Genomic DNA, 23122 nt, shown 5'->3' with positions numbered 1-23122 from the left:
ACCTGAACCTGGAGCCCACGATGTCCGACCGCACGACCCGCTTCGATTCCTCGGCCGTGAGCGAAGCGCTTTCGTACGATGCCCGCTATGCCCATGTGCTGCCGACGGGCGTGGCCAGCTACGCGGCCTTCCGCACGCTGGTCGCAATCGAGACGGCCGACGACCTGAAGCGGCGCGTGCTGGACCGTCTCGATCACGATGGTCTGGCCGGCGCGACGTTCTACACCACGTCGGGCACGAGCGGCGAGGTCAAGCTGCTGCTCAACGCGCCGGCGCGCAAGCGGCCCGACACGACCTATGGCCGGGCGCTCGCGAACGCGCTGGCGGGAACGGCGATCGCGCCGACGGACCGGGTGGCGAACCTGTTTACCGCCGGCGGCTTTTCCACGCTGTACGACGGCGTGAACCGGTTGCTGGAAGCGATCGGCGCGAATGTACTCCCGATCGGGCGGCTGGACGCCTACGGCGCCGATTTGCCCGCGATGCTGAACCTGATCGGCCGTGCCCGCCCCAACGTCCTGGTCGGCACGCCAACGAGCGTGCTGCAATGCCTGCGGCTGCTCGACGCGCACGGTGTCGATCTCGACGTCACGAAGATCCTCTATACCGGCGAGGCGTTCGCCGAGCGCAAGCGCGCGATCGTGCGGCGGCGCTGGCGCGATGCCGCATTCTTCGGGCTGTACGGCGCCACCGAAACAGGCTTTCTCGGCTATCACACGCCGCGCTGCGCGGAAGGGCATTACCACGTGCTCGACGACTGGTTCTTCCTCGAGGAAGAGGACGGGCAGCTCCTCGTGACGAGCCGCGCGAATCCTGGCCTCGCGATGCTGCGCTACCGGCTAGGCGATCGCGTGCGCGTCGGGCCGTCGGTGCGCTGCACATGCGGCGAGAGCGGCTCGGTCGTCGTGCTGCTGGGCCGCGCGGATCAGCGCTTCAAGTTCGCGGGCAACCTGGTCAGCACCGAGCTGCTGGCGCAGCGGCTGGCGGCGTGCGTCGGCCGGCCGCTCGATTGCCAGTTTCGTCTGGACGCCGACGCGCACGGGCGCGACTGCCTGACTGTCGCGCTGGACCTGGGCGGCGACGAACTCGCACCGCTCGCGTCACGGTTGACGGACGCGTTGCTGGAAATCGAGGACGTGCGCGAATGCCTCGACAAGGGCGAGGGTCGCCTCGCTGTGCTCGGTCGGGACGCATTGCGCTTCTCCGCGCGCCAGAAGCTGCCGCGCCTGATCGACGAGAGGCACGCCCATGTCTGACGATCGCGCGACCGTCGCGCCTGCCGCACCCACTCCGTCCGCCACGGCTGCCGCGGTGGCCTCGACGCGCGCGTCGCGGGCCGACCGCATGCGACAGTTCGCGGCCGAGGTGCGCGCGACCTGGCTGATGCTCTATCCGATGGTGCTGTCGTCGATTTTCGGCTACTGCATGACGCTGTTCGACTATCGCTGGATTCGCGACCTGCCGGCGGAGGACATGGCGCTGCTCGCGCTCGTCAACGGCAGTGTGGCGACTTTCCTGTTCCTGCTCGGCAAGAGCTTCGAGGAGTCGTTCGTCGCGGTGTTCGCCAAGGCGCCCCGCGAGGACCAGGGCCGGCTGTTCGTGCAGAGCCTGGTGTTCGCGGGCGCGATCGGCGCGCTGGTCGTGCTGGTGCTGATCGCTACGCGGGCGCCGCTGATGACGTTCATTTCCGGCGGCCAGTTCCACGGCGAGCGCATGTTCGGCTATTACTCGCTCGTTATCGGCAGCTTTCCGCTCACGCTGCTCAGCACAGCGCTTTCCGCGGCGATGCGCACGTACGGCGACACCAAGTCGCCCGCCCGAATCAGCATCGCGTGCGGCGTGGTCAACAACATCCTCGATCCGCTGCTCGTGTTCGGGCTGTTCGGCCAGCATCCGTCGCTGCAGCTGTTCGGCCTCGCGCTGACCTCGTGGATCACCAAGAGCCTGTATCTCGGCTGGTGCATCCGGTGTATCCGGCCGCGGCTGCGCCGCGAGCAGGTCGTGCTGCCACGCCCCGGCGTGGAATGGCCGACGCAGCGACGGCTGCTGCGCATTTTCCTGCCTTCTGCCGCGCTCGAGGCGTTGACCTTTCTCGCGAATACGGCCGTCTATTCGCTGATCGCGCGCTACGGCGTGCGCGCGATCGGCGGGTACGGCATCGGCTTCGAATTGATGACGATCGGATTCATCCTCATCAAGGGCCTGAGCATGGTGTTCATGATCCGGATCGGTCATCTGGTGCGCAGCCGGGCGCCGTCCCGTGCGGCATTGCAGTCGGTGATGCTGCTGGGCGTGCTGTTCACCGCGGCGATCAGCATCGCGTTCTTCCTGCTGCGCGCGCTCGCGCTGCGCTTTCTCGCGTCCGACGCAGGCGTGATCGCGGTCGCGACCGCGCTGCTCGACTACGTGCCGCTGTTCGTCTTCAGCTATCTGCTGACGAACCTCGTGACGGGGTGCTTCCAGATTCTCGAACGCCCGGCGCGCGCGATGGCGCTCGGGCTGTTCTTTTCCTGGGTCGTCACCCCGGGCGCGATCTACCTCGGCGTCATGCACCATCTCGCGCTTACGCAACTGTTCGCGCTGCTCGCGGGCGTGAGCGTCGTGCGCCAGGCCGTGTACCTGACGATTTTTCTGCGGCTCATGCGCAGGCTCGGCGCCGCGCCGTCCGCGCCCCCGGCCGGCGTGCGCGCCGCGGCCGGATGATTCCACGACCGTTGTACCCCTAGACCTCACGACTGGAGACCTGCATGCGTACCAATACCCCCGCCGAAGTCAACGCCGACACCTATGATCACTACGTCGACACGTTCACGCTCGAATGGAACCGCAATCTGGTGCAGCGCGTCGAGCACGAGCTCGCGCAGCGGCGCATCGCTTCGGGTCGGTTACTCGATGTCGGCACCGGTACCGCGCGTACGCTGATCGAGCTGGCCCGTGTCCCGTCGCTCGCCCCGCTGGGCTTCGTCGGGGTCGACTACTACGACGACATGGTGCGGCGCGCGGAACAGAACGTGCGCGCGGAAGGGCTGGAAGGGCGTATCGAAATCCGCGCGGGCGACGTCCACGCACTGCCGTTCGACGACGGGACGTTCGTCGCGGTGATCGGCCGTTCGGTCGTGCATCACTGGGCCGACCCTGTCGGCGCGTACCGGGAGATCTTCCGCACGCTGGCGCCCGGCGGTTTCGCGCTGATTCACGAACCCTGCAGCGATCCGGCGCCGGAGGCGCTCGCGTTCTTCAACGAGCGACGCGCGGCCGCGGGCGTTCATCCGGTCCATCTCGACGGCAAGTTCACGGTCGCGGAGTCGGTCGGGCATCTGCACGAAGCCGGCATCGGCGAGCACGCCAGCGTGTCGAAGGGATCGGGGATGCTCGCGATCGGCTTCGAGGTGCTGATCGCGAAACCGGCGCAGCAGTAAGCGGAGCAGCGCCGATGCGAACCGCTCACGATCTGCCGGCGCCGGACGCTGCCCGTCCGCGCGCCGCACCCGACGAAAGCGAGATCGATGCGGTCTCGATCTCGCCCGACCGGCTTTCCGTACGCGGCGTCGATCTGCTGCAACTGATCGAGTCCGTCGATTTCACGGCCGCGACCCTGCATGTGCTCGCGGGCCGGATGCCGGACGCGTGCGACGTGCGCGTACTCGATCGTGCACTGGCGGCGCGGCTTGCCGACGATGGGCCGCCCGACGACGGCCTGCTCGCCGTGCAACTGGCTCGCCGCCAGCGCCGGCCCGAGGTGTTCCTGGTCGCGGCGATCGCGGCCGGGCTGGCCGCCGGGCCGCAGTCGCAGCCGGTCGCGTGGCCCGACGCGTTGTCGGGCATCGGGCAGGGCGACGAGGCGACGACGGGCCTGGGCATTGTCGCCGCGTTGCCGCGCCTGCTGGCCGTGTGGCGCGCGACGGACGACGAGGCGCCGGCCCGGGCGCGGCCGACGGACGTCGCGCGAGGTTTCAGCGCATCGGTGCTGGACTGCCTGTGCGGCGGCGAATCGAGCGACGCTCAGGCCAGCCTGTTCGACGTCCTGCTGGTGGCGCTGCACGGCGGCTTCGGCCTCGTCGCGCCGACCATCGCGCTGCCGCGCTTCTCGGCGAGTACCTACGCAAGCATCGACCTGAACCTGATCGCGGGCCTGACGGGCAGCGGTTCCGCGCATGTGGGCGCGTGCAGCGACGCGACGCGGTTTCTCGCAAGCCTCGTCGGCCGGCCGCCTGCGGATATTCGCGATCGCGTTGCGCAGCGCGTGCAGGCGGGCGACCGGATTCCCGGCTTTGGCCATCCGCTGCTCGAATGCGATCCGCGACCTGCCGCGCTCGAGCGCCACGCGGTGCGGCTGGGTGTCGACGGCGCGGCTTTCGATGCGTATCGGGCCGTATGCGGTGCGATGCAGGACCTGCGCGGCCTGCCGCCAAACATCGATGCGGCTGCCGCGGCGACCCTGATCGAACTGGGGGTGCCCGCCGTGCTGGCCACGCCGGTGTTCCTGTTTGCGCGGATGCCGACGATGCTCGCGCACGCGTTGCAGAAGAAGGCGCGCCCGCCGTTCGGCCAGACCCGGCCGGTGGCGCGCGAGCGCCTCGCCGCGCTGCCGAAGGCCTGGATCTGACGCCGGCTCGCCGGCGCCCCTCAACCCGAGATTGGATCGACACCGACATGCTGACCAACCTGCCGCTGATGCCGCATTGCGCGGCCAACGATACCCAGCACCGCATCGACTTCGTGAGGACCCAGATCCATCGCTGGATCGACGAGATGTTCGAGTCTCCCGACCGGCACGATCTGCGGGCGTGTTTCGCGAAGACGCTGCTGATCCGCAACTACGTGTTGTCCCCGGTGCTCGATGCGATCGAGACCGAGTGCTTCCTGCGCGACGCGACGGTGCGCGAGTACATGAAGCGCTTTCAGGCGCTGTCGCTCGACAACGAGGTCCGCTTCGAGCGGCAGATGAGCGACGTGCTGCGCGCCGGGCCGTCGAGCGAAGGGCTGCTGCTGATCATCAAGGAATACTACGCGGAGATCTACCGGCTGCTCGCGAGAACCGAGATCTTCCTGTCGGACATGTCTGCCGGCTCTACGGTGGCGATGGTCGGATCCGGCGGGATGCCGCTGTCGCTCCTGTTCATGCAGTCGTTCAGCGGCGCCCGCATCGTTGGGCTGGATATCAGCGAGGAATCGCTCAGAATCGGCGAGCGGTTCGTCGATCACCTGTGTGCATCGCACCCGGCGCGTTATCGCCGAGCGGCGATTGAGATGGTTCACGCGGATGGTGCGGTGTACGACTACGGCGCATGCGACATTGTTATCCTGTCGATTCACATCGAGAACAAGGTGGAGATCGTCGCACGGATTATCGAGACGGCGCCGCGCGATCGGCGCGTGATCGTGATCGAGCGGCAGGTGCAGGGGCTCGGACAGTATTTCTATCCGAACTACGGGTTCGATCCGGCCGGGCTTCCGCTCGTGAAGCTGGCGACGCTGTGCTCGTCGCTCCTGGTGAGCACGGCCTATCAGCTCGACTGGTAGGTGGGCGAGATGACGACGAACGAGATGCGTTCCGGCGGAATCGGCCTGTTCCATGCGTGGGAGCGGCAGGTGCTCGCGCTGTACATGGATGCGTTTACGACGGGGCCATATGCCGGTCACTATCTGGATGAGGCGGCGGAGCGCGGTTGGATCTACGGACTCTTCACCGGACATGCCGCACGTTGCCATCTGTGGGTGGCCGGCGACGCGCTGGCCGGGTTCCTGCTCTCCGCCGACGCGGGCTACGACCGCAAATTGCCTGTGTCGCTGCGCGCCACGCTCGGCGACGGGCCCGTCATGTCGATCGCCGAACTAGCAGTCGCGCCGTCCTGGCGTTCGCGCGGGCTTGGCGAAGCGCTGGTACGACGCTGCATCGGCGAGGCGGCGCACGGCTATCGCCATCTCATCGTGCGCAGCAACGGCAATGCGCTCGCCGCGCACCGGCTTTACCGGCGGCTCGGGTTCGAGTCTCTCGGTTCGGTACGCGTGGCCAACGAGATGCTCGCCGATGGGAGGCGCGTCGTCGAGTGCGTCGACAAGCAATACTTCCGCTATCGAATCGGTGGTGACGGCTAACTGGAACGACCGGTGGTGGGCCTGTACCGATTTCGGGCGCCATACGCGTGCCAAGCATTTGTGCCATAAGAACCGTGACCACGCGGCCGCATCTAAAACTGCGCGTGATTGTTGATACGGATCAACCGGACCACCTCAGGTCCGGATCGCGCTCTCAATTTCTTGGAGTTACGAGGCGACGTTGGCGGCAGGGTCGGCCACGTCAGTCTGGATTGGGCCAATCTGGACCTGATTCCGCGTCAATCTGCTCAATGGATGGCTACAATCGGTTCGATCATGTCGAGCGCGTCAGCGCGATCGCCCGCGCGGCGATCCGCGCCGTCGGGAACCGCACCGTCGTCAGCACGGAGCGGATCGGGTGGGCTGGCTGGATATCGGTCATGCCGACCAACGACAGGCCGGCGCGGCACGCGCAGGCCGAGATCGGCAGCGGCCTGCACCGCGCCGATCGCCATCAGGTCGAGCGGGCGATGCGCATGCGCCAGTCGTCGAGATGGTCGAGATGGTCGAGACCGGCCCCGATCGGCGAGCCGGCCTCGACAACGCATCAATACGTGAGACCGAATCCGAACGGATACGACGGATGCGCGGTATCGTGCGGCACGTCTTCCAGCTGCGCCGCGACTTCTGCCATCGACGACGGCAGCTCGAACGGCAGCTTCCCTTGCGGTTGACCTTTCCCCGTCAGCACGTCGAACAGCGCGGCATCGGTCACGCCGAAATTGGCGAGGATCGCGGTAGCCTTGTCCTGAACGTTGGTCAGGATCGCGGGACGATCCATGTACACCGAGACGATCGACTTCGGCGCAAGCGCGGCCTGCTTGATGGCCTCGTAGTCCGCACTGCCGTCGACGAACGCGAGACTGCCTTCATGCTGCATCGAGCCGAACATGTAGTTCGGGTGCAGCGTCTGATAGGGCGTGCTCACGCGGAGAATCGCAACGTCCGCGGCTTGCGGCGTAGCGACGACCTGATAACCATATTGCCGTGCGACCGCGGGATCGATGCCGTACAGCCAGACTTTCTTGCCCGACGCCGTCATCGGCAGCAGCTTGCCGTTGTTCTGCAGCAGAACCATCGAGCGGCGCTGCGCATCGAGCGCCTGGGCCTGGAAATCGGCATTCCCGATGATCTTGCCGGCTGCGTCTGCATCGACATACGGGCGGTCGAACAAGCCTTGCTGGAATTTTTGCAGCAGGACGCGATAGGCGGATTCGGACAGGCGGTCTTCCGACAACTGCCCGCGGTTGACGGCGTCGATGAGGTCGCCCGGATCGTCGTCTCCGCCGAACTGGTCGATGCCGGCATCGACCGCTCGCGCGAAACGCTGCACGCGGGTGGCGCCTTCCATCCCCCATGGCATGCCCAGTCCGGCAAACGACGGCGACCCCGACGACACGCCGTTGATGCAATTCGCGTCGCAGTCGTCGGCGATCAGCCAGTCGGACAGGATCACGCCCTTGAAGCCGTATTTCCCGCGCAGCAGGTCGGTCAGCAACGCCTTGTCGTAAGCCCCGCCGACGCGCTCCAGCGTGATGCCGTCGACCGTTGCCGTCATGTCCGGTTCGGAATAGGTCGGCATGACCGAGCCGACATTGGCTGCGAACGCGCCTTCGAACGGCTTCAGGTGATAGGCAAGATTGTTGCCCGGATAGGTCGCATAGCGGCCGTAGTAGTTGTGGCTGTCGAACCCGAGCTTCTGCGCACCATATCCGGCCCAGTGCTTGACGACAGCGATGACGCTATTGGCCTGGATGCCGTTGCTGCCGCCCTGGAAGCCTTCGATATAGGCCTGAACCTGGGTGCGTGCGAGATCGGCGTCTTCGCCGAAGGTGCCGTTGATGCGTGGCCAGCGCGGCTCGGTCGCCAGGTCGGCTTGCGGCGAAAGCGCTTCGGTAATGCCGACCGCGCGATACTCCTGGCGCGCGATATCGCCGAATTTGCGCGTGAGTGCCGCGTCGCCGATCGCGGCGAAGCCGAGCGTTTCCGGCCACTGCGAGAAGCCGCTGCTTCCGGCGCTGGCGCCGAGCGTGTATTGGAAATGGTTGCGCGGATCGGAACTGATCGACACCGGGATGCCGAGCCGGGACTGCTCCGCCAGCGCCTGAATCTGGTTGTACTGGTCGGCCATCGTGTGCGCGTCGGCACTCATGCGCGTGATATAGGTGCTGACGTTCCGCTGGTTGATGAGCGTCTTGAGCGCCGCCAGATCGTACGCGGAGCCGGTGCCTGCACCGGTCGTGTCGTTCAGCACCGGTGCGGTACCGTGCATCATCAGGCCGGCTTTCTCGGCCAGCGTGAGGCGGCCGACCAGGTCCCGCGCACGCACCTCGGCGCTCAGCCGCCAGTCTTCGTAGGGTTCGAGCTGGCCGTTCTTGTCCATGTCCTTGAACTTCAGGCCGTCCTGGGTGATCAGGTTCAAGGTCGTGTGGCCGAAGTCCTGCTGCGTGACGGGCGTGGAAGATGAGTCGACGCCGCCGCAGGCAAACAGCCCGAGGGTGAGCGCGGTGCCCGACGCGGCCCATGCCGACCGGTGAAGGGCTGATCTCGTGAAGCGTTGCATGCTTGTCTCCTGAATCGGATTTTTTAGGCGCGGCCGTGAAGCATTACAAATGGCCGCCTGCCACTTTACCGAGCTGTTTCAGGGGACGTTTTGCCGCCGGGTGCAGTTTTTGTCCCGGTGGGGCGCGATGTGTCAGGCAGGGTGACGTGCCGGGTTTTTACAAGGCGAGCTGCCGACGCGGGTTGGTCACGCTGCACGTCCGGGCGTGCAGCGCTTCACGGCGTGCTTTTCGAATAATTCGGCGTGGCGCCCTTGCGTTCGTCCGCGATCCAGTCGCCGAACAGCTGGATCTTCTGTTGCTGTTCGGCTCCGCCCGGATACACGAAGTAATAGCCCATGCCCGTTGGCAGCGCGATGTCGAACGGCATCACGAGCCGGTGCGCCGCCACGTTTTCTTCCACCAGCGTCCGGTCGCCGATCGCGATGCCGTAACCGTCGATCGACGCTTGCGTCGCGAGGTCCAGCGTTTCGAAGCTCAGCCCGCGCGTCGAATCGACGTGACGCGCGCCAGCCTGGTCGAGCCATCGTTTCCAGTCCCGATGATCGCGGGTCGGGTGCAGCAGTGTATGACCGGCCAGGTCGTCGAGATCGGCCAGCGGCTGCCGCTCGAGCAGGCCCGGCGCGCAGACGGGCGTGAGCTGCTCGTCGAACAGCGGGATCGCATGCATGTCGGGGCCGGCGCCGGGCGCGTAGATCACCGCGGCATCGAACGGCTCCATGCGGAAATCGACGTGATGGTCCCAGGTCGTCGTGATCTGCACCTGCAGTTCGGGGTGCTCGGACTGGAACCGCATGATGCGCGGCAGCATCCATTGCATCATGCAAGTCGGCACCTTCAGCGCGAGCTCGGTGCGCCGGCGCGACAGGCGCATCGACACCTCTTCGATGCGCGCGAAGCTTTCGCGCACCGTCGGCAGCAGCAGTTCGCCTTCCGCCGTCAGCGTCAGGCCCTTCGGCGTGCGCTTGAACAGCGGGAACCGGTAGAAGCCCTCGAGCGCGAGGATCTGCCGGCTCACGGCACCCTGCGTCAGGCACAGCTGCTCGGCGGCACGCGTAAAGCTGCCGTGGCGGGCGACGATGTCGAAGATCTGCAGCGCGTTGAGGGAAGGAAGTCGTTTCATCGGAAGGGCAGGCGTGGAACGGGCGGCAGGGCGCGCCGCGGCGTGGCTCAGTGCAGGATCTTCGCGAGGAAGTCCTTCGCGCGCTCCGATTTCGGATTCGAGAAGAAATCGTCCTTGCGGTCGTCCTCGACGATCGCGCCCTTGTCCATGAAGATCACGCGATGCGCGACCTTCTTCGCGAAGCCCATCTCGTGCGTGACGACCATCATCGTCATCCCTTCCTGCGCGAGTTCGACCATCACGTCGAGCACTTCGTTGATCATCTCCGGATCGAGCGCGGACGTCGGCTCGTCGAACAGCATCGCGATCGGGTCCATCGACAGCGCACGCGCGATCGCGACACGCTGCTGCTGGCCGCCCGACAACTGGCCCGGAAACTTGTGCGCATGCGCCTTCAGGCCGACGCGGTCGAGCAGCTTCAGGCCCTTCTCGTTCGCCTCGTCCTTGCCGCGGCCGAGCACCTTGACCTGCGCGAGCGTCAGGTTCTCGGTGATCGACAGGTGCGGGAACAGCTCGAAATGCTGGAACACCATGCCGACCTTCGAACGCAGCTTCGACAGGTTCGTCTTCTTGTCGCCGACGGACTGGCCATTCACGAGGATCCCGCCCTGCTGGAACGGCTCGAGGCCGTTGACGGTCTTGATCAACGTCGACTTGCCCGAGCCCGACGGGCCGCACACGACGACCACTTCGCCTTTCCTGACCTCGGTCGTGCAGTCGGTGAGGACCTGAAACTGGCCGTACCACTTCGAAACGTTGCTGATGGAAATCATGGAAATACCTGGGTCGTGGTGAGGCGCGCACGGCGCCGGTTCATCGCGCCTTCGCGACGCGATAGCGGCGCTCGAGCACGCGGGCGTACTGCGTCAGCGGGAAGCACATCGCGAAGTAGAGCAGCGCGACCATCGCATAGATCGGAAACGGCTTGAATACCGCGTTGGTGATGATGTTGCCGGTCTTGGTCAGTTCGGTCAGCCCGATGATCGACGTAAGTGCGGTGCTCTTCACCGCCTGCACGAGGAAGCCGACGGTCGGCGGCAACGCGATCTTCCAGGCCTGCGGCCACACCACGTAGCGCAGTTGCTGAGTCCACGTCATGCCGAGGCTTGCCGCCGCGCTCCACTGGCCGCGCGGTACCGCGTCGACGCAGCCGCGCCAGATGTCGGCCAGATAGGCGCTGGCGTTCAGCGTCAGCACGACCGATGCGGCGACCCACGGCGTCACGTCGATACCGACGAGCGGCAACCCGAAAAAGCCGAGGAACAGTTGCATCAGCAACGGCGTGCCCTGGAACAGCTCGACGTACAGGACCACGAAGCGGCGCAGCGCCGGCACCGGCGAAATGCGCATCGCGAGCAGCGCGAAGCCGGCGATGCCGCCGCCGACGAACGTGATCAGCGACAGCAGCACGGTCCAGCGCGCGGCGAGCAGCAGGTTCCACGCAATATCCTGGAAGGTGAATTCGATCATCGTGCACGCTCCGTGGGAAGGCGGGTTTCGGGAGAGCGGGCGCGCCACGTGAAGCGGGCAACGCGGGCGCGCTGCGGCGTGGCGGCCGCGCCGTGCGGCGTGCGGCCCGAGAACAGCCGCCGGCCGACACGATTGAGCAGCATGCGCAGCGCGATCGACAGCAGCAGGTAGATTGCGGTCACGACGATGTAGATCTCGAACGCACGGAAATTGCGCGACTGGATGAAGTTCGCCGCGTAGGTCAGGTCGGGCACCGAGATCTGCGAGACGACAGCCGAGCCGAGCATCACGATCAGCACCTGCCCGAGCAGTGCGGGGTACACGTTCGCGAGCGCCTGCGGCAGTACGACGTGACCGAACACCTGCCGGCCGTGCAGCCCGAGCGCCCGCGCGGCCTGCACTTGCCCGTGCGGCACCGATTCGATGCCGGCGCGCAGGATCTCGACCGCATACGCGCCCAGGTTGACCGTCATGGCCAGTACGGCCGCCTGCGCTTCGTCGATGTGCACGCCGATCGCCGGTAGTCCGAAGAAGATGAAGAACAACTGGACCAGAAACGGCGTATTGCGGATCAGTTCGACGTAGGCCGCGACGAGCGCGCGCGCCCAGCGCGGTCCGGCCAGCGCGATCCATGCGCCGGCGGTGCCGATCAGGCCGCCGAGCGCGGTGGCGGCCGCGGTGAGGCCGAGCGTCACGCCGATGCCGCGCGCAAGCATGCCGGCGTAGAGGCCGAAATCGCTGAAGTCGAACACGTAGGTCATCGCGATGCCTTTCGTCGTGAATACGGGGCTGTGGCGGCGTGCATCACAGGTCGGCGGGCAATGCCGCGTGCAGCCACTTCTGCGACAACGTGTTCAGCGTGCCGCTCTTCTTCGCGCCGGCGATCGCGTCGTTGACCTTCTGCATCAGGCGCGCTTCGTTCTTGTTCAGGCCGACGTGATCGGGCGAGCTGAACAGCGAGAATTTCTGCTCCGGATCGATCGACGGATGACGCGCGATGATCGTCGCGCCGACGTCGTTGCCGACCACCAGCAGTTGCGCCTGTCCCGACAGGAACGCGGCGATCGCGCCGTTCGGGTCGTCGAAGCGCTTGATCGTCGCGCTCGGCGGCGCGACCTTGCTGACGCTCAGGTCCTCGAGCGTGCCGCGCGCGACCGCGACCGATTTGCCGGCGAGATCGGCGGTGCCCTTCACGGCCAGCGACTTCGGGCCGAATACCGCAAGGTAGTACGGGGCATACGCGTTCGAGAAGTCGATCACCTTCGCGCGCTCCGGCGTCTGTCCGACCGACAGCAGCATGTCGGTCTTGTGGTCGGCGAGATACGCCATCCGGTTGTCGCCGGTGACCTGCACGAGTTCGACTTTCGCATTCAGCGCGCGGCCGATCAGGTTTGCCATGTCGATGTCGTAGCCTTGCGGCTTCATGTCGGGCCCGATCGAGCCGAACGGCGGATAGTCCTCGAACACGCCGATGCGCACGACCCCCGATTTCGCGATCGTGTCGAGCGCGTCGGCGTGCGCGAGCGGCGCGAAGGCGGCGAGGCCGGCGGCGCCGATGCAGGCGCAGAGAAGGGCCGAGCGGGCGAGCAGGCGCTGCACGTGGCGAATGGCGTGGGTCGTTGCGTTCATGGCGAGATCCTCGTTGTTGCGCTGGAGAAAGGGAAAGGCGGTCAGGCGCCGCGTGCGGCGATGAGCTTGCATGCATGGGGCGGCAGCTCAGCGAGCACCGGCATGCCGACCTGGAGATCGGGCGTTTCGCGCGGTGTCGTCGCGGCCGTCAGCGTGAAGCCGCGGCAATCGATCGTTGCCTCGATCGATGCGCCGACATCACGGACGAACGTGATCGTGCCGGCGAGCGTGTTCGGTCCGGGCGGTTGTGCCGGAGCCGTGCGCACGCACACGTCCTCGGGACGGATCAGCAGGCGTACGGCGTCCGCGGTGCGCGGCGCCGGCCGGATCGCGAGCCGCTGCCCGCCCGGCAGCACGATCGCGTCGTCGCCGTCGCACGAGACCGGCAGGATGTTGCCGAGGCCGATGAAATCGGCGACGAATTCATTGACCGGATCGCGGTAGATGTCGAGCGGCCGGCCCACCTGCTGTATCCGACCTTTCTCCATCACGACGATCTCGTCGGCCATCGTCATCGCTTCGCGCTGGTCGTGCGTGACCATGATCGTGGTGATGCCGAGCCGTTGCTGGAGCAGCCGGATCTCGACCTGCATCGCTTCGCGCAGCTTCGCGTCGAGTGCCGACAAAGGCTCGTCGAGCAACAGCAGGCGCGGCGACGATGCGATCGCGCGTGCAATCGCGACGCGCTGGCGTTGCCCGCCCGACAGCTGCGTGACGAGCCGGTCGGCCATGTGCGGAAGCTGGATCAGCTCCAGCAGCTCGGCGACGCGCCGCGCTTGCGCGGCCTTGGCCGTCTTGCGCAGCCGCAGCGGGTACGCGATGTTCTGCGCGACGGTCATGTGCGGAAACAGCGCGAGCGACTGGAACACCATGCCGAAGTCGCGCCGGTTGGCGGGCACGTGCGTGAGGTCGCGGCCGGCGAACGTCAGGGTGCCGGAGGTCGGCGTTTCGAGGCCGGCGATGATGCGCATCAGCGTGGTCTTGCCGCAGCCGGACGGGCCGAGAAAGCAGACGAGCTTGCCGTCGGGCACCGACAGGTCGACGTGATCGACCGCATACGCCTGATGAAAGCGCTTCGTCACGTTCTGGAGAATGAGCTGGGTCATGAGGATTCCTTGCGCGGGCGATGGCGAGGCGGCGCGCGTCAGAGCGCGACGCCCTTGTCGCCGACGAGTTTTTCGAGCATCCAGATCAGCGCGAAGTCGATCGCGACCGTGAACACGGCGAAGCAGAATACGGTCGGGTCGAGCGACGACACGGTGCGGCTGTAGAGCCAGACCGGCAGCGTCATCGTGTCGATGCTGTACAGGAAGAACGTCACGGTGAATTCGTTGAACGACACGATGAACGCGAACAGCATCCCGGCGAGGATGCCGGGCCGCATCAGCGGCAGCACGACGTCGACGAGCGCGCGGCGCGGGCTCGCGCCCATCAGGCACGCGGCTTCCTCGAAATCGGGGCCGATCGACGCGACCGACGCGGCGCAGTTCTTCACGGTGAACGGCAGCGTCAAGATCACGTGCGCGACGACGAGCCGCACGATGCCGAGTTCGACCGGCAGCGCGTTGAACACGATCAGCAGCGCGAGGCCGAGCATCACGAGCGGATAGACGATCGGCAGCGCGACGAGCTGCTCGACGAGCGTCTTGCCGCGGAAGCGGTAGCGCGACAGTGCGTAAGCCGCGGGGACCGACACGGCGGTCGCGATCAGCATCGTCGCGACCGCGACGACGAGGCTCGTCGTCAACGCGGCGCCCATCGACTGCGCGCTGCCCGCATCGGACGACACGAACGTCTGCCAGGCGGCGCGATACCAGTGCAGGCTGAATTCGCGCGGCGGGAATTCGAGCGTGCCCGACGCGCCGAACGACATCGTGATCATCGTCAGGATCGGCAGCGCCGCGAGGAACAGCACGAGCGTCGCGAGCGCGCCCGTCACGCGTCCGAGGCGCCCGGGCATGGGCGCGCGCAGGAGCAGGGCATTCATCGGTTCACCTCGAGGGTGCGCGCGAGGCGCTGGGAAACCGCCATCACGACGAGCGTCGCGCCCATCAGCACGACGCCCGATGCCGAGGCGGCGGGCCAGTTGAGCAGCGGTGCGACTTCGTCGTGCACGAGCACCGCGAGCATCGGCACGCGCCGGCCGCCGAGCAGCAGCGGCACCGCGAATGCGCTGGCGTTGTACGCGAACACGAGCAGCGCGCCCGAGACGAGGCCGGGCATCGCGAGCGGCAGCGTCACGTGCCGCAGCGTCTGCCATCGGCTCGCGCCGAGCGTCGCGGCGGCTTCGTCGTACGCGCGGGACACGGCGCGCAGCGCGCTCGACAGCGGCAGCACGGCGAGCGGGAACGCGGTCTGGATCAGGCCGAGCAGTACGCCGTGCTCGCGGTACAGCAATTGCAGCGGCCGCCCGATCATGCCGGTGGCGAGCAGCGTGCGGTTGAGCAACCCGGCCGGGCCGAGCATCACGAGCCAGCCGTACCCTTGCAGCAGCAGGTTCACGAGCAGCGGCAGCAGGACGCCGGCGAGCAGCAGCCGGCGCGCGAGCCGCGATTCGGTGCGTGCCATCGCGAGCGCGACCGGGATCGCGAGCAGCACCGCGCACACCATGCTCTGGAACGCGAGGCGCAGCGTGAGCCACAGCGATGTCGTGAAGTACGGATCCGCGAGATCGGCGTAGTTCTGCAGCGTGAAGGTGCGCCATTCGTCGCCGGACACGCCGACGCTCATGCGCAATACCGTGAGCGTCGCGGCGGCAAGTACCGCGAGGAACGCGAGGATCGGTGCGAGCAGCAGCCACGGCGGCACGCCCGCCAGCGCGGGGGCGGCGTCGGTGCCGGCACCGGCACCGGCCGTGCCGGCGCCGGCCGACCCTGCATCGCGGGGGGAGGACAGGGAGGCCATGTCGCTACGCCGAGAAGAGGCCCGTGTAGCGCTTGATCCACGCGGGCTGGACGGCTGCGAGCGCCTTGTCGTCGTGCAGCACGGCTTTCTCCGCGATCTGCTGCGGCGACGGCACGAACGCGCGGCTTTCCGCGGGAATCACAGCCTTCGCGTTCACGGGGCCGTTCAGCACGTCGGCCGCCATCCGGCCCTGCACGCCTGCGTCGAGCGAATGGTTGATGAATGCGTGAATCAGGTCGAGGTCGCCCGGGTGCGCCTTCGGGATCACGGTGAACATCAGTTGCGTCGCGAAGCCTTCCTTCATCCCGTACGTCACGCCCATCTTGTAGTCGGGCTTGCGGATCTGGTCCGGGAAGAACGCGGGCGAATAAATGCCGCCGATGTCGAGCGAGCCGGTGCGGAACAGGTCGGCCACCTGGTTCGGGTTTTCACCGAGCGTCATCACGCGATCCTTCAACTGCGCGAGCTTCCGGAATCCCGGATCGATGTTCTGCTGCGAACCGCCGGCCAGCTTCGCGGCGATGATCGCGAGGTCGACCGCTTCGGCCCACTCGGGCGGCGGCAGGAACAGGCGGCCCGCGTACTTCGGATCCCACAGTGCCTCGTAGCTCGCCGGCGCGCTCTTCACGGTCGCCGTGTTGTAGATCAGCCCGTCCGACCACAGCAGGTAGCCGATGCCGAAGCCGTTCGCACCGGTGCGGTAAGGCGGCGCGACGTCCTTCAGGTTCGGCAGCCGGTTCAGGTCCGGCTTCGTGAGCAGGCCCGCATCGGCGAGACCCGCCGCGCCCACGCCGGCGAGCGTGATGACATCGTAGGTCGGCCGTTCACCCGCGGCCTTGACCTTCGCGACCATGCCCGACGTGCCGTCCGCGCGATCGGCGATCACGCGTGCGCCGGTCTGCTTGCTGAAGGTTTCCGCGATGTTGCGCAGCGCGGCCGCGCCGGTATCGTCGGACCAGGTGAGCAGGCGCAGCGTCTTGCCGGCAAAGCTGCTCGACTGTGCCTTCGCAGTACTGATGAATGGCATCGGAAGGGCGGATGCAGCGAGTGCCGTGCCGAGGGTTTTGATCACCTGCCTTCTGCCCGACTTGAAGTGTTGCATGGCCGTCTCCTGATGAACGATGCCGTGTGGTTCGATGCCGGTCGCCGAACGGCGGCGCGGGGTGTGGATGAACTGTAGGGAGGTCAAATTTCCGCAACAAACGAAATATCCGCATGCGCGCCATGACATAAACGCATGGGCCGGGCGGTCTCAACGGGCCGGCATCATGACCTGCTTGATCTCCTGGAACGCGGCCAGCCCGAACGGACCGAGCTCGCGTCCGATGCTGCTGCGCTTGTAGCCGCCCCATGAGGTTTGCGGATAGATCAGCTGCGGCGTGTTGATCCACACGACGCCTGCCTCGAGCGCGTCGGCGACTCGCTTGCCGCGGGCCGTGTCGCGTGTGACGACGGTGGCGACGAGCCCGTACTCGGTATCGTTGGCGGCCGCGATCGCGTCGTCTTCGGTGTCGAACGCGCGCACGCACAGCACCGGGCCGAAGATTTCCTCAGACCATAGCGGGCTGCCGGTCGGCACGTCGACGAACAGCGCGGGTCGGATGAAGTAGCCGGGGCCGTCGAGCACGTCGCCGCCCGCGACGAGCCGCGCACCGTCGGCCTGGCCTTGCGCGATGTGGCACTTCACGCGTTCGTATTGCGCGCGGTTCGTCAGCGGGCCCATCTGTACGCCGGGCGCGAACGGCGGGCCGACGACGGTCGCGTCGATCCGCCGCGCGAGGCGCGTGACGAGGTCGTCGGCGAGCGGGGCGGCGACGAGCACGCGCGAGGTCGCGGAACACATCTGCCCGGCGTTGAAGAGGCCGCCGCCCGCGATCAGTTCGACCGCGTGATCGAGGTCGGCGTCGTCGAACACGACGATCGACGACTTGCCGCCGAGTTCGAGGCCGACGCCCTTGATCGTGTCCGCGGCCGTCTTCATGACCTGTGCGCCGACCGCCGTGCTGCCGGTAAACGACACCTTCGCGACGAGCGGATGCGCGCACAGCCGGGCGCCGACGTCGTGGCCGGTGCCCGTCACGACGTTCAGCACGCCGGGCGGCACGCCCGCCTCGGCGGCGATCGCGGCGAGTTCGAGTTCGGGCAGCGGCGTGATCTCGGACGGCTTCAGCACGACGGTGCAACCGGCCGCGAGCGCGGGTGCGAGCTTCCAAGCGGTCGTCACCATCGGGAAATTCCACGGCACGATCAGCGCGGCGACGCCGGCCGGTTCGCGCCGGATCCACGCACGATGGTCGCCGCCGGGCAGCGATACCTCGGTTTCGCCGTCCGTGTCGAGACGATCCGCGAGGCCTGCGTAGTAGTCGAAGGTGGCGATCACGTCCGCGACGTCGATCTCGGCCTCGGCGAACGGCTTGCCATTGTTGAGCGACTGCAGCGTGGCAAGCCGCGTGCGGCGTGCGTCGACGCCGCGCGCGATCGCGCGGAGCAGGGCCGCGCGTTCGGCCCCGGTCGTGCGTTTCCAGCCGGGAAACGCGCGCGCCGCGGCTTGCACGGCGTGTTCGACGTCTGCCTCGCCGCCTGCGCTGACGTCGGCGAGGTGCGCTTCCGTCGACGGATCGACGACGGGCAGCGTCGCGCCGCCGACGCTCGCGCGCCACGTCCCGTCGATGAAGTGGCGCGTGTGCAGCGGCGGATCGAACGCGAAATCGGGCGTCGTGCTCATCGCTGCACCTGACCGAACCAGCTTGCCTCGTCGATTTCGATCACGGTCGGAATCGTGCGTGCCGCCGCGTCGCGCAGCGCTTCGGCCAGTGCGTCGGGCGTCGCGGCGGCGTGCGCCGCGCAGCCGAACCCGCGTGCGAGTGCCTGGAAATCGGGCGTATAGGGCTCGACGCCGATCGGCGTGATGTCGCGTGCGACCATGTATTTACGGATCTCGCCGTAGCCGCGGTTGTTCCAGACGATCACGATCACCGGCACGCGCGCCTCGACCGCGCTCGCGAGCTCCGGCAGCGTGAACTGCAGGCCGCCGTCGCCGATCAGGCAAACGACCGGCCGCGCAGGCGCGGCGAGCTTTGCGCCGATCGCGGCGGGCAGCCCGTAGCCGAGCGTGCCGTAGCCGGTCGACGAGTTGAACCAGCTGCGTGGCGCCGGCGCATCGTGCGTGAAATTGCCGACGTAGACGGGGCTCGTCGAATCGCCGGCGATGATCGCGCCGGGCAGCGCCGCGACGATCGTGTCGATCAGCCGCGCCTGCGCGTGCGCGGGGCCGTCGTGGCCGGAAGCGATCGCGGCGCGAACGGCCGCCACCCGCAGCGCCCCCCAGCCGGTCTCGGGGGTGGGCGCGGGCCGCTCGTGCAGGCGGGTCGACAGTGCGCCGAGCGCCAGCCGGGAATCGCCGGCGATGGCGATTTCCGCGCGGGCGTTGCGCATCAGCTGTTGCGCGTCGATGTCGATGCGGATCAGCCGGCCGTCGATCGCGAAGCCGCCGTCGAACGTGACGTCGTAATCGGTTTCGCCAAGCTCGGTGCCGACGGCGAGCACCACGTCGGCATCGCGGATCGCCGCGCGGGTGGCCGGCAGCGACTGGGTGGAGCCGATCAGCAACGGGTGGCCGGGCGGCAGCAGGCCCTTCGCGTTGATCGTCAGCGCGACGGGCGCGTGCAGGCGTTCGGCGAGCTCGCGCAGTTCCGCCGCCGCATGGATGGCACCGCCGCCCGCGAGGATCAGCGGCCGGCGCGCGTGCGCGAGCAGGTCGGCGGCCGCCGCGAGGGCGTTCGCGTCCGGCGCGGGGCGCGCGGGCAGCGCGAGCGGCGCGGCGGGCAGCGCGGGCGCCGGCATCACGATCACGTCGAGCGGAATCTCGATGTGCACGGGCCGCGGCCGCGCGCTCTCGAACACCGCGAAGGCGCGCGCGAGGACCTGCGGCAGGTCGGCCGCGTCGAGCAGCGTGTGGGAGAACGCGGTGAGGCCCGCGAACACGTCACGCTGCGACGGCAGTTCGTGCAGGCGGCCGTCGCCGCTGCCGAGCTCGCGTCGTGCATTGACGCTCGAGATCACCAGCATCGGGATCGAATCGGCGTAGGCCTGTGCCATTGCGGTCGCGATATTGGTCATGCCCGGCCCGGTGATGATGAAGCAGACCCCCGGCCGACCCGTGACGCGTGCGTAGCCGTCGGCCATGAAGCCGGCCCCCTGCTCGTGGCGCGGCGTCACGTGACGGATCGACGATGCGGCGAGGCCGCGATAGAGCTCGACGGTATGCACGCCGGGAATGCCGAACACGCATTCGACGCCCTGGCGTTCGAGGAGGTCGACGAGTGCTTCGCCGCAGGTGCGGGGGCGGGCAGGGAACGGTGCCGCCGTGGCCGCGCGGGCCTCGGCGAGGCAGGAGACGGGGAGCGGATGGTTCATGGATCGTGATGTGCCGATTGGGAGGGGGAGTGGCCCGTACCGCAAGCGAGGGGACATGAAGCGGATTGTCGGCGTCGATCCGGGGTGCCAACAATCGATAAGATTTCATGCGCCGCATGAGCGCCGTTCATGGCGCGATCGATTCGCGGCGCGCAGCGTGCCGGTCTTCATGCAGGCCGGTCCGGCATGCGGGGCTTCTCGCGCCGGATCGCGCAACGCTGGTGATCGAATCCGGAATTTGTCTAGTCATCCTTGCGATTGGATCGTCAGGACTGCACCAAGTGCGTGCCTGAATTCCCCATGACGACGCACGCCGGAAGCCTGTAATTAGGGGATTTCCCGCGTTTCCCCGGTTTTTTTTGAACGCTGCTTGTCTCGCCGTTTTTCTTCTTGCATGCTTGTATAGACAAATTCCTGAGGCGGCTCGATGAACCGAAGGGATGGCGAACTTCAACGCAAGGAGAAATCTCGTGAACGGTAAGCGCATCAAGTGGGCAGTCAGGACGATCGGCGTCATCGCAGCTGCAGCGGCAACGCTCGCGGCGCCCGTGCAGGCCAAGGAATGGAAGACGGTGACGGTCGCGCTGGAAGGCGGCTACGCGCCGTGGAACCTCACGCTGCCGGGCGGCAAGCTGGGCGGTTTCGAGCCGGAGCTGCTCGCCAACGTGTGCGAGCGGATCAAGGTGCAGTGCAACATGGTCGCGCAGGACTGGGACGGGATGATTCCGGGCCTGCAGGCCGGCAAGTTCGATATCCTGATGGATGCGATTTCCATCACGCCGGATCGCGAGAAGATCCTGCTGTTCTCGCGCCCCTATGCGGCGACGCCGGCGACGTTCGCCGTCACCGATACGAAGATCCTGCCGAAGGCCGCGCCCGGCGCGCCGATCGTCAAGCTGACGGGTGACGCGAATGCGGACAAACCCACCGTCGACGCACTGCGCAAGCAACTGAAGGGCAAGACGATCGGCATCCAGTCGGGCACCGTCTACACGAAATTCATCAACGACAGCTTCAAGGACATCGCGTCGATTCGCGTGTACAAGACGTCGCCCGAACGCGACCTCGACCTCGTCGCCGGCCGCATCGATGCATCGTTCGACGACGTGACGTACTACGCGGCGAACAACACGAAGAAGGACACCGCATCGATCGTGCTCGCGGGGCCGAAGCTCGGCGGGCCGATCTGGGGGCCGGGCGAAGGGCTCGCGTTCCGCAAGCAGGATGCCGACCTGAAGACGAAGTTCGATACGGCGATCGGCGCGGCGCTCGCGGACGGTACCGTGAAGAAGCTTGCCGACAAGTGGTTCAAGACCGACGTCACGCCGTAAGCGCGCGTCCGGCCGCCGCCGCGCCAGGTCCTTCGAACGACGCGCGGCGGCGCGCATCCAGCGGATTCACTCAACGCTTGCCGGGAGGCACGCATGGCGATTCTTGAAATGCTCGGCTTCGGAACCGAAGGCTGGGGCGGTGTGCTGCTGCTCGCCGCACTGATGACGGTCGCGTTGACGCTCGCGGCGCTCGCGGTCGGCGCCGTGATCGGCGCGGCGATCGCGGCCGCGAAGCTGTCGCGCCACCGCAGCGCGCGCCTGCTCGGCGACCTCTATACGACCGTGTTTCGCGGCGTCCCCGAACTGCTCGTCATCTACCTGTTCTACTTCGGCGGCTCGACGCTCGTCACGGCTGTCGGCCAGTGGTTCGGCGCGGAAGGTTTCATCGGCGTGCCGCCGTTCGTGATCGGTGCGCTCGCGGTCGGGATGATCTCGGGCGCCTACCAGGCGGAGGTGTATCGCGCGGCGGTGCTCGCGGTATCGAAGGGCGAACTCGAGGCGGCGCGCGCGATCGGCATGCCGCGCAGCATGGTGCTGCGCCGCATCCTGGTGCCGCAAGTGCTGCGCTTCGCGCTGCCCGGCATCGGCAACGTGTGGCAACTGAGCCTCAAGGACTCGGCACTGATCTCGGTCACCGGGCTCGCCGAGCTGCTGCGTACGAGCCAGATCGCCGCGAATTCGACGCACCAGTATTTCGTGTTCTTCGTCGCAGGCGGGGCGCTGTACCTGCTGATGACGGGCTTGTCGAACCGCGTGTTCAACCGGGCGGAAGCGATCGTCGGCCGGTCGTTCCGCCGCAATTTCGCGCGCAACTGACGGAGCACGGGCATGTCCATCGATTTCGCTTTTCTCCTCGACACGCTGCGCCAGCTGCTCGCGGCCGTGCCGACCACGCTCGGCCTGTTCTTCGCGTCGCTCGTGCTCGGCGGCCTGCTGTCGCTCGTGATCGTCACGATGCGCGTGTCGCCGCACTGGCTGCCGAACCGCTTCGCGCGCGCGTACATCCTGGTGTTTCGCGGCTCGCCGCTGCTGATCCAGATGTTCCTCGTGTATTACGGGCTCGGCCAGTTCGGCGTGATTCGCGAGAGCTTCATGTGGCCGCTGCTGCGCGAACCATACGTCTGCGCGGTGCTGTCGCTCGCGCTGTGCACGGCCGGCTATACGGCCGAAATCCTGCGCGGCGGGCTGATGGCCGTGCCGGTCGGACAGATCGAGGCCGGCTATTCGATCGGCTTGTCGGGCTTCGCGCTGCTGCGGCGCGTGATCGGCCCGATCGCATTGCGCCAGTGCCTGCCTGCGTATTCGACCGAAGCCGTGCTGCTGGTCAAGTCGACCGCGCTGGCGAGCCTCGTCACGGTGTGGGAGGTCACGGGCGTCGCGCAGCAGATCATTCAGCAAACCTACCGGACGACCGAGGTGTTCGTCTGCGCGGCCGTCATCTATCTGGGCCTGAACTTCATCGTCGTGCGCCTGCTCGGCGCGCTCGAATGGCGGCTCTCGGGGCACCTGCGTGCGCCGAAGCCGTCCGGCGCGCCGGCCGCGGCGACCCGCAATGCCCGCCGCGTCGCTTCCTGAGCGCGCCAAACTTT

21 protein-coding genes and 1 pseudogene are annotated in these 23122 nt (G+C 67.4%); 9 read left to right on the top strand and 13 right to left on the bottom strand.

What is annotated here, in order from left to right; translation table 11 throughout:
• Window positions 1–20: 20 nt before the first annotated feature.
• From AC5LXX_RS35450 to AC5LXX_RS35425, 6 genes are read left to right on the top strand one after another with little or no spacing between them, the layout of a single operon-like run.
• Window positions 21–1256 carry a phenylacetate--CoA ligase family protein gene (locus AC5LXX_RS35450; RefSeq protein ID WP_493413817.1) on the top strand — a complete coding sequence of 412 codons (1236 nt, stop codon included), beginning with the start codon at window positions 21–23 and terminating at the stop codon, window positions 1254–1256.
• Window positions 1249–2703: an MATE family efflux transporter gene (locus AC5LXX_RS35445; protein WP_493413816.1), complete on the top strand. Its 1455-nt coding sequence runs from the start codon at window positions 1249–1251 to the stop codon at window positions 2701–2703. Before AC5LXX_RS35450 ends, AC5LXX_RS35445 begins: the two co-directional genes overlap by 8 nt.
• A gap of 44 nt (window positions 2704–2747) precedes the next feature.
• The gene (locus tag AC5LXX_RS35440; RefSeq protein WP_493413815.1) at window positions 2748–3419 is read left to right on the top strand and encodes a class I SAM-dependent methyltransferase; all 672 of its coding nucleotides are present in this window, start codon (window positions 2748–2750) and stop codon (window positions 3417–3419) included.
• Between the two features lie 14 nt (window positions 3420–3433).
• Window positions 3434–4606 carry a citrate/2-methylcitrate synthase gene (locus AC5LXX_RS35435; protein WP_493413814.1) on the top strand — a complete coding sequence of 391 codons (1173 nt, stop codon included), beginning with the start codon at window positions 3434–3436 and terminating at the stop codon, window positions 4604–4606.
• Window positions 4607–4653: 47 nt separating this feature from the next.
• Window positions 4654–5523, top strand: a complete 870-nt coding sequence (locus AC5LXX_RS35430; RefSeq protein WP_493413813.1) for a class I SAM-dependent methyltransferase — start codon at window positions 4654–4656, stop codon at window positions 5521–5523.
• A 9-nt stretch (window positions 5524–5532) separates the two neighbouring features.
• Complete coding sequence (locus tag AC5LXX_RS35425) at window positions 5533–6099, top strand: GNAT family N-acetyltransferase (RefSeq protein WP_493413812.1); 567 nt, start codon at window positions 5533–5535, stop codon at window positions 6097–6099.
• Window positions 6100–6347: 248 nt separating this feature from the next.
• On the opposite strand, the pseudogene AC5LXX_RS35420 reads toward AC5LXX_RS35425, so the two are convergent.
• The 13 genes and pseudogenes from AC5LXX_RS35420 to AC5LXX_RS35360 all read right to left on the bottom strand — a co-directional run.
• Window positions 6348–6560 (bottom strand): annotated as a pseudogene (locus tag AC5LXX_RS35420) (substrate-binding domain-containing protein); the annotation flags it as partial.
• A gap of 86 nt (window positions 6561–6646) precedes the next feature.
• Window positions 6647–8662, bottom strand: a complete 2016-nt coding sequence (locus tag AC5LXX_RS35415) for a glycoside hydrolase family 3 protein (RefSeq protein ID WP_493413811.1) — start codon at window positions 8660–8662, stop codon at window positions 6647–6649.
• A gap of 215 nt (window positions 8663–8877) precedes the next feature.
• The gene (locus AC5LXX_RS35410; protein ID WP_493413810.1) at window positions 8878–9783 is read right to left on the bottom strand and encodes a LysR substrate-binding domain-containing protein; all 906 of its coding nucleotides are present in this window, start codon (window positions 9781–9783) and stop codon (window positions 8878–8880) included.
• A 47-nt stretch (window positions 9784–9830) separates the two neighbouring features.
• Window positions 9831–10556 carry an amino acid ABC transporter ATP-binding protein gene (locus AC5LXX_RS35405; RefSeq protein WP_069250047.1) on the bottom strand — a complete coding sequence of 242 codons (726 nt, stop codon included), beginning with the start codon at window positions 10554–10556 and terminating at the stop codon, window positions 9831–9833.
• A gap of 40 nt (window positions 10557–10596) precedes the next feature.
• Window positions 10597–11253 (bottom strand): amino acid ABC transporter permease, encoded by a 657-nt coding sequence (locus AC5LXX_RS35400; RefSeq protein ID WP_493413809.1) that lies wholly within the window; start codon window positions 11251–11253, stop codon window positions 10597–10599.
• A complete protein-coding gene (locus tag AC5LXX_RS35395) occupies window positions 11250–12014 on the bottom strand; it encodes an amino acid ABC transporter permease (RefSeq protein WP_493405888.1) in 765 nt (254 codons plus the stop codon). Before AC5LXX_RS35395 ends, AC5LXX_RS35400 begins: the two co-directional genes overlap by 4 nt.
• Window positions 12015–12057: 43 nt before the next feature.
• Window positions 12058–12882 (bottom strand): transporter substrate-binding domain-containing protein, encoded by an 825-nt coding sequence (locus AC5LXX_RS35390; protein ID WP_493413808.1) that lies wholly within the window; start codon window positions 12880–12882, stop codon window positions 12058–12060.
• Window positions 12883–12923: 41 nt separating this feature from the next.
• The gene (locus AC5LXX_RS35385; RefSeq protein ID WP_493413807.1) at window positions 12924–13988 is read right to left on the bottom strand and encodes an ABC transporter ATP-binding protein; all 1065 of its coding nucleotides are present in this window, start codon (window positions 13986–13988) and stop codon (window positions 12924–12926) included.
• A gap of 38 nt (window positions 13989–14026) precedes the next feature.
• Complete coding sequence (locus tag AC5LXX_RS35380; RefSeq protein WP_124456852.1) at window positions 14027–14869, bottom strand: ABC transporter permease; 843 nt, start codon at window positions 14867–14869, stop codon at window positions 14027–14029.
• Complete coding sequence (locus AC5LXX_RS35375; protein WP_493413806.1) at window positions 14866–15786, bottom strand: ABC transporter permease; 921 nt, start codon at window positions 15784–15786, stop codon at window positions 14866–14868. The genes AC5LXX_RS35380 and AC5LXX_RS35375 overlap by 4 nt, the downstream gene beginning before the upstream one ends.
• A 4-nt stretch (window positions 15787–15790) precedes the next feature.
• On the bottom strand, window positions 15791–16888 hold the full coding sequence (locus AC5LXX_RS35370; protein WP_493413805.1) for an ABC transporter substrate-binding protein: 1098 nt from the start codon (window positions 16886–16888) through the stop codon (window positions 15791–15793).
• A gap of 150 nt (window positions 16889–17038) precedes the next feature.
• The gene (locus tag AC5LXX_RS35365) at window positions 17039–18511 is read right to left on the bottom strand and encodes an aldehyde dehydrogenase family protein (RefSeq protein WP_493413804.1); all 1473 of its coding nucleotides are present in this window, start codon (window positions 18509–18511) and stop codon (window positions 17039–17041) included.
• On the bottom strand, window positions 18508–20202 hold the full coding sequence (locus AC5LXX_RS35360) for a 5-guanidino-2-oxopentanoate decarboxylase (RefSeq protein WP_493413803.1): 1695 nt from the start codon (window positions 20200–20202) through the stop codon (window positions 18508–18510). Before AC5LXX_RS35360 ends, AC5LXX_RS35365 begins: the two co-directional genes overlap by 4 nt.
• A 470-nt stretch (window positions 20203–20672) precedes the next feature.
• Here AC5LXX_RS35360 and AC5LXX_RS35355 point away from each other — a divergent pair, with 470 nt between their 5' ends.
• The 3 genes from AC5LXX_RS35355 (at window position 20673) to AC5LXX_RS35345 (ending at window position 23108) form a co-directional block, all read left to right on the top strand.
• Window positions 20673–21533, top strand: a complete 861-nt coding sequence (locus AC5LXX_RS35355) for a transporter substrate-binding domain-containing protein (protein WP_493413802.1) — start codon at window positions 20673–20675, stop codon at window positions 21531–21533.
• Window positions 21534–21626: 93 nt separating this feature from the next.
• Complete coding sequence (locus tag AC5LXX_RS35350; protein ID WP_493413801.1) at window positions 21627–22349, top strand: ABC transporter permease; 723 nt, start codon at window positions 21627–21629, stop codon at window positions 22347–22349.
• A 12-nt stretch (window positions 22350–22361) separates the two neighbouring features.
• Window positions 22362–23108: an ABC transporter permease gene (locus tag AC5LXX_RS35345; RefSeq protein WP_493405882.1), complete on the top strand. Its 747-nt coding sequence runs from the start codon at window positions 22362–22364 to the stop codon at window positions 23106–23108.
• The last annotated feature ends 14 nt before the right edge of the window (window positions 23109–23122 follow it).

This window comes from Burkholderia torrens (genome assembly GCF_984668525.1).
Note: the sequence above shows the minus strand (reverse complement) of the source record. Positions and strands in the feature narration are given on the sequence as shown.

Excerpts from the sequence above, each read along its gene's own strand:
- AC5LXX_RS35345 (WP_493405882.1), top strand. The coding sequence starts at position 22,362 with ATGTCCATCGATTTCGCTTTTCTCCTCGACACGCTGCGCCAGCTGCTC.
- AC5LXX_RS35415 (WP_493413811.1), bottom strand. The coding sequence starts at position 8,662 with ATGCAACGCTTCACGAGATCAGCCCTTCACCGGTCGGCATGGGCCGCG.
- AC5LXX_RS35440 (WP_493413815.1), top strand. The coding sequence starts at position 2,748 with ATGCGTACCAATACCCCCGCCGAAGTCAACGCCGACACCTATGATCAC.
- AC5LXX_RS35445 (WP_493413816.1), top strand. The coding sequence starts at position 1,249 with ATGTCTGACGATCGCGCGACCGTCGCGCCTGCCGCACCCACTCCGTCC.
- AC5LXX_RS35400 (WP_493413809.1), bottom strand. The coding sequence starts at position 11,253 with ATGATCGAATTCACCTTCCAGGATATTGCGTGGAACCTGCTGCTCGCC.
- AC5LXX_RS35365 (WP_493413804.1), bottom strand. The coding sequence starts at position 18,511 with ATGAGCACGACGCCCGATTTCGCGTTCGATCCGCCGCTGCACACGCGC.
- AC5LXX_RS35350 (WP_493413801.1), top strand. The coding sequence starts at position 21,627 with ATGGCGATTCTTGAAATGCTCGGCTTCGGAACCGAAGGCTGGGGCGGT.
- AC5LXX_RS35370 (WP_493413805.1), bottom strand. The coding sequence starts at position 16,888 with ATGCAACACTTCAAGTCGGGCAGAAGGCAGGTGATCAAAACCCTCGGC.
- AC5LXX_RS35435 (WP_493413814.1), top strand. The coding sequence starts at position 3,434 with ATGCGAACCGCTCACGATCTGCCGGCGCCGGACGCTGCCCGTCCGCGC.
- AC5LXX_RS35410 (WP_493413810.1), bottom strand. The coding sequence starts at position 9,783 with ATGAAACGACTTCCTTCCCTCAACGCGCTGCAGATCTTCGACATCGTC.
- AC5LXX_RS35390 (WP_493413808.1), bottom strand. The coding sequence starts at position 12,882 with ATGAACGCAACGACCCACGCCATTCGCCACGTGCAGCGCCTGCTCGCC.
- AC5LXX_RS35430 (WP_493413813.1), top strand. The coding sequence starts at position 4,654 with ATGCTGACCAACCTGCCGCTGATGCCGCATTGCGCGGCCAACGATACC.
- AC5LXX_RS35385 (WP_493413807.1), bottom strand. The coding sequence starts at position 13,988 with ATGACCCAGCTCATTCTCCAGAACGTGACGAAGCGCTTTCATCAGGCG.
- AC5LXX_RS35380 (WP_124456852.1), bottom strand. The coding sequence starts at position 14,869 with ATGAATGCCCTGCTCCTGCGCGCGCCCATGCCCGGGCGCCTCGGACGC.
- AC5LXX_RS35375 (WP_493413806.1), bottom strand. The coding sequence starts at position 15,786 with ATGGCCTCCCTGTCCTCCCCCCGCGATGCAGGGTCGGCCGGCGCCGGC.
- AC5LXX_RS35395 (WP_493405888.1), bottom strand. The coding sequence starts at position 12,014 with ATGACCTACGTGTTCGACTTCAGCGATTTCGGCCTCTACGCCGGCATG.
- AC5LXX_RS35425 (WP_493413812.1), top strand. The coding sequence starts at position 5,533 with ATGACGACGAACGAGATGCGTTCCGGCGGAATCGGCCTGTTCCATGCG.
- AC5LXX_RS35450 (WP_493413817.1), top strand. The coding sequence starts at position 21 with ATGTCCGACCGCACGACCCGCTTCGATTCCTCGGCCGTGAGCGAAGCG.
- AC5LXX_RS35360 (WP_493413803.1), bottom strand. The coding sequence starts at position 20,202 with ATGAACCATCCGCTCCCCGTCTCCTGCCTCGCCGAGGCCCGCGCGGCC.
- AC5LXX_RS35405 (WP_069250047.1), bottom strand. The coding sequence starts at position 10,556 with ATGATTTCCATCAGCAACGTTTCGAAGTGGTACGGCCAGTTTCAGGTC.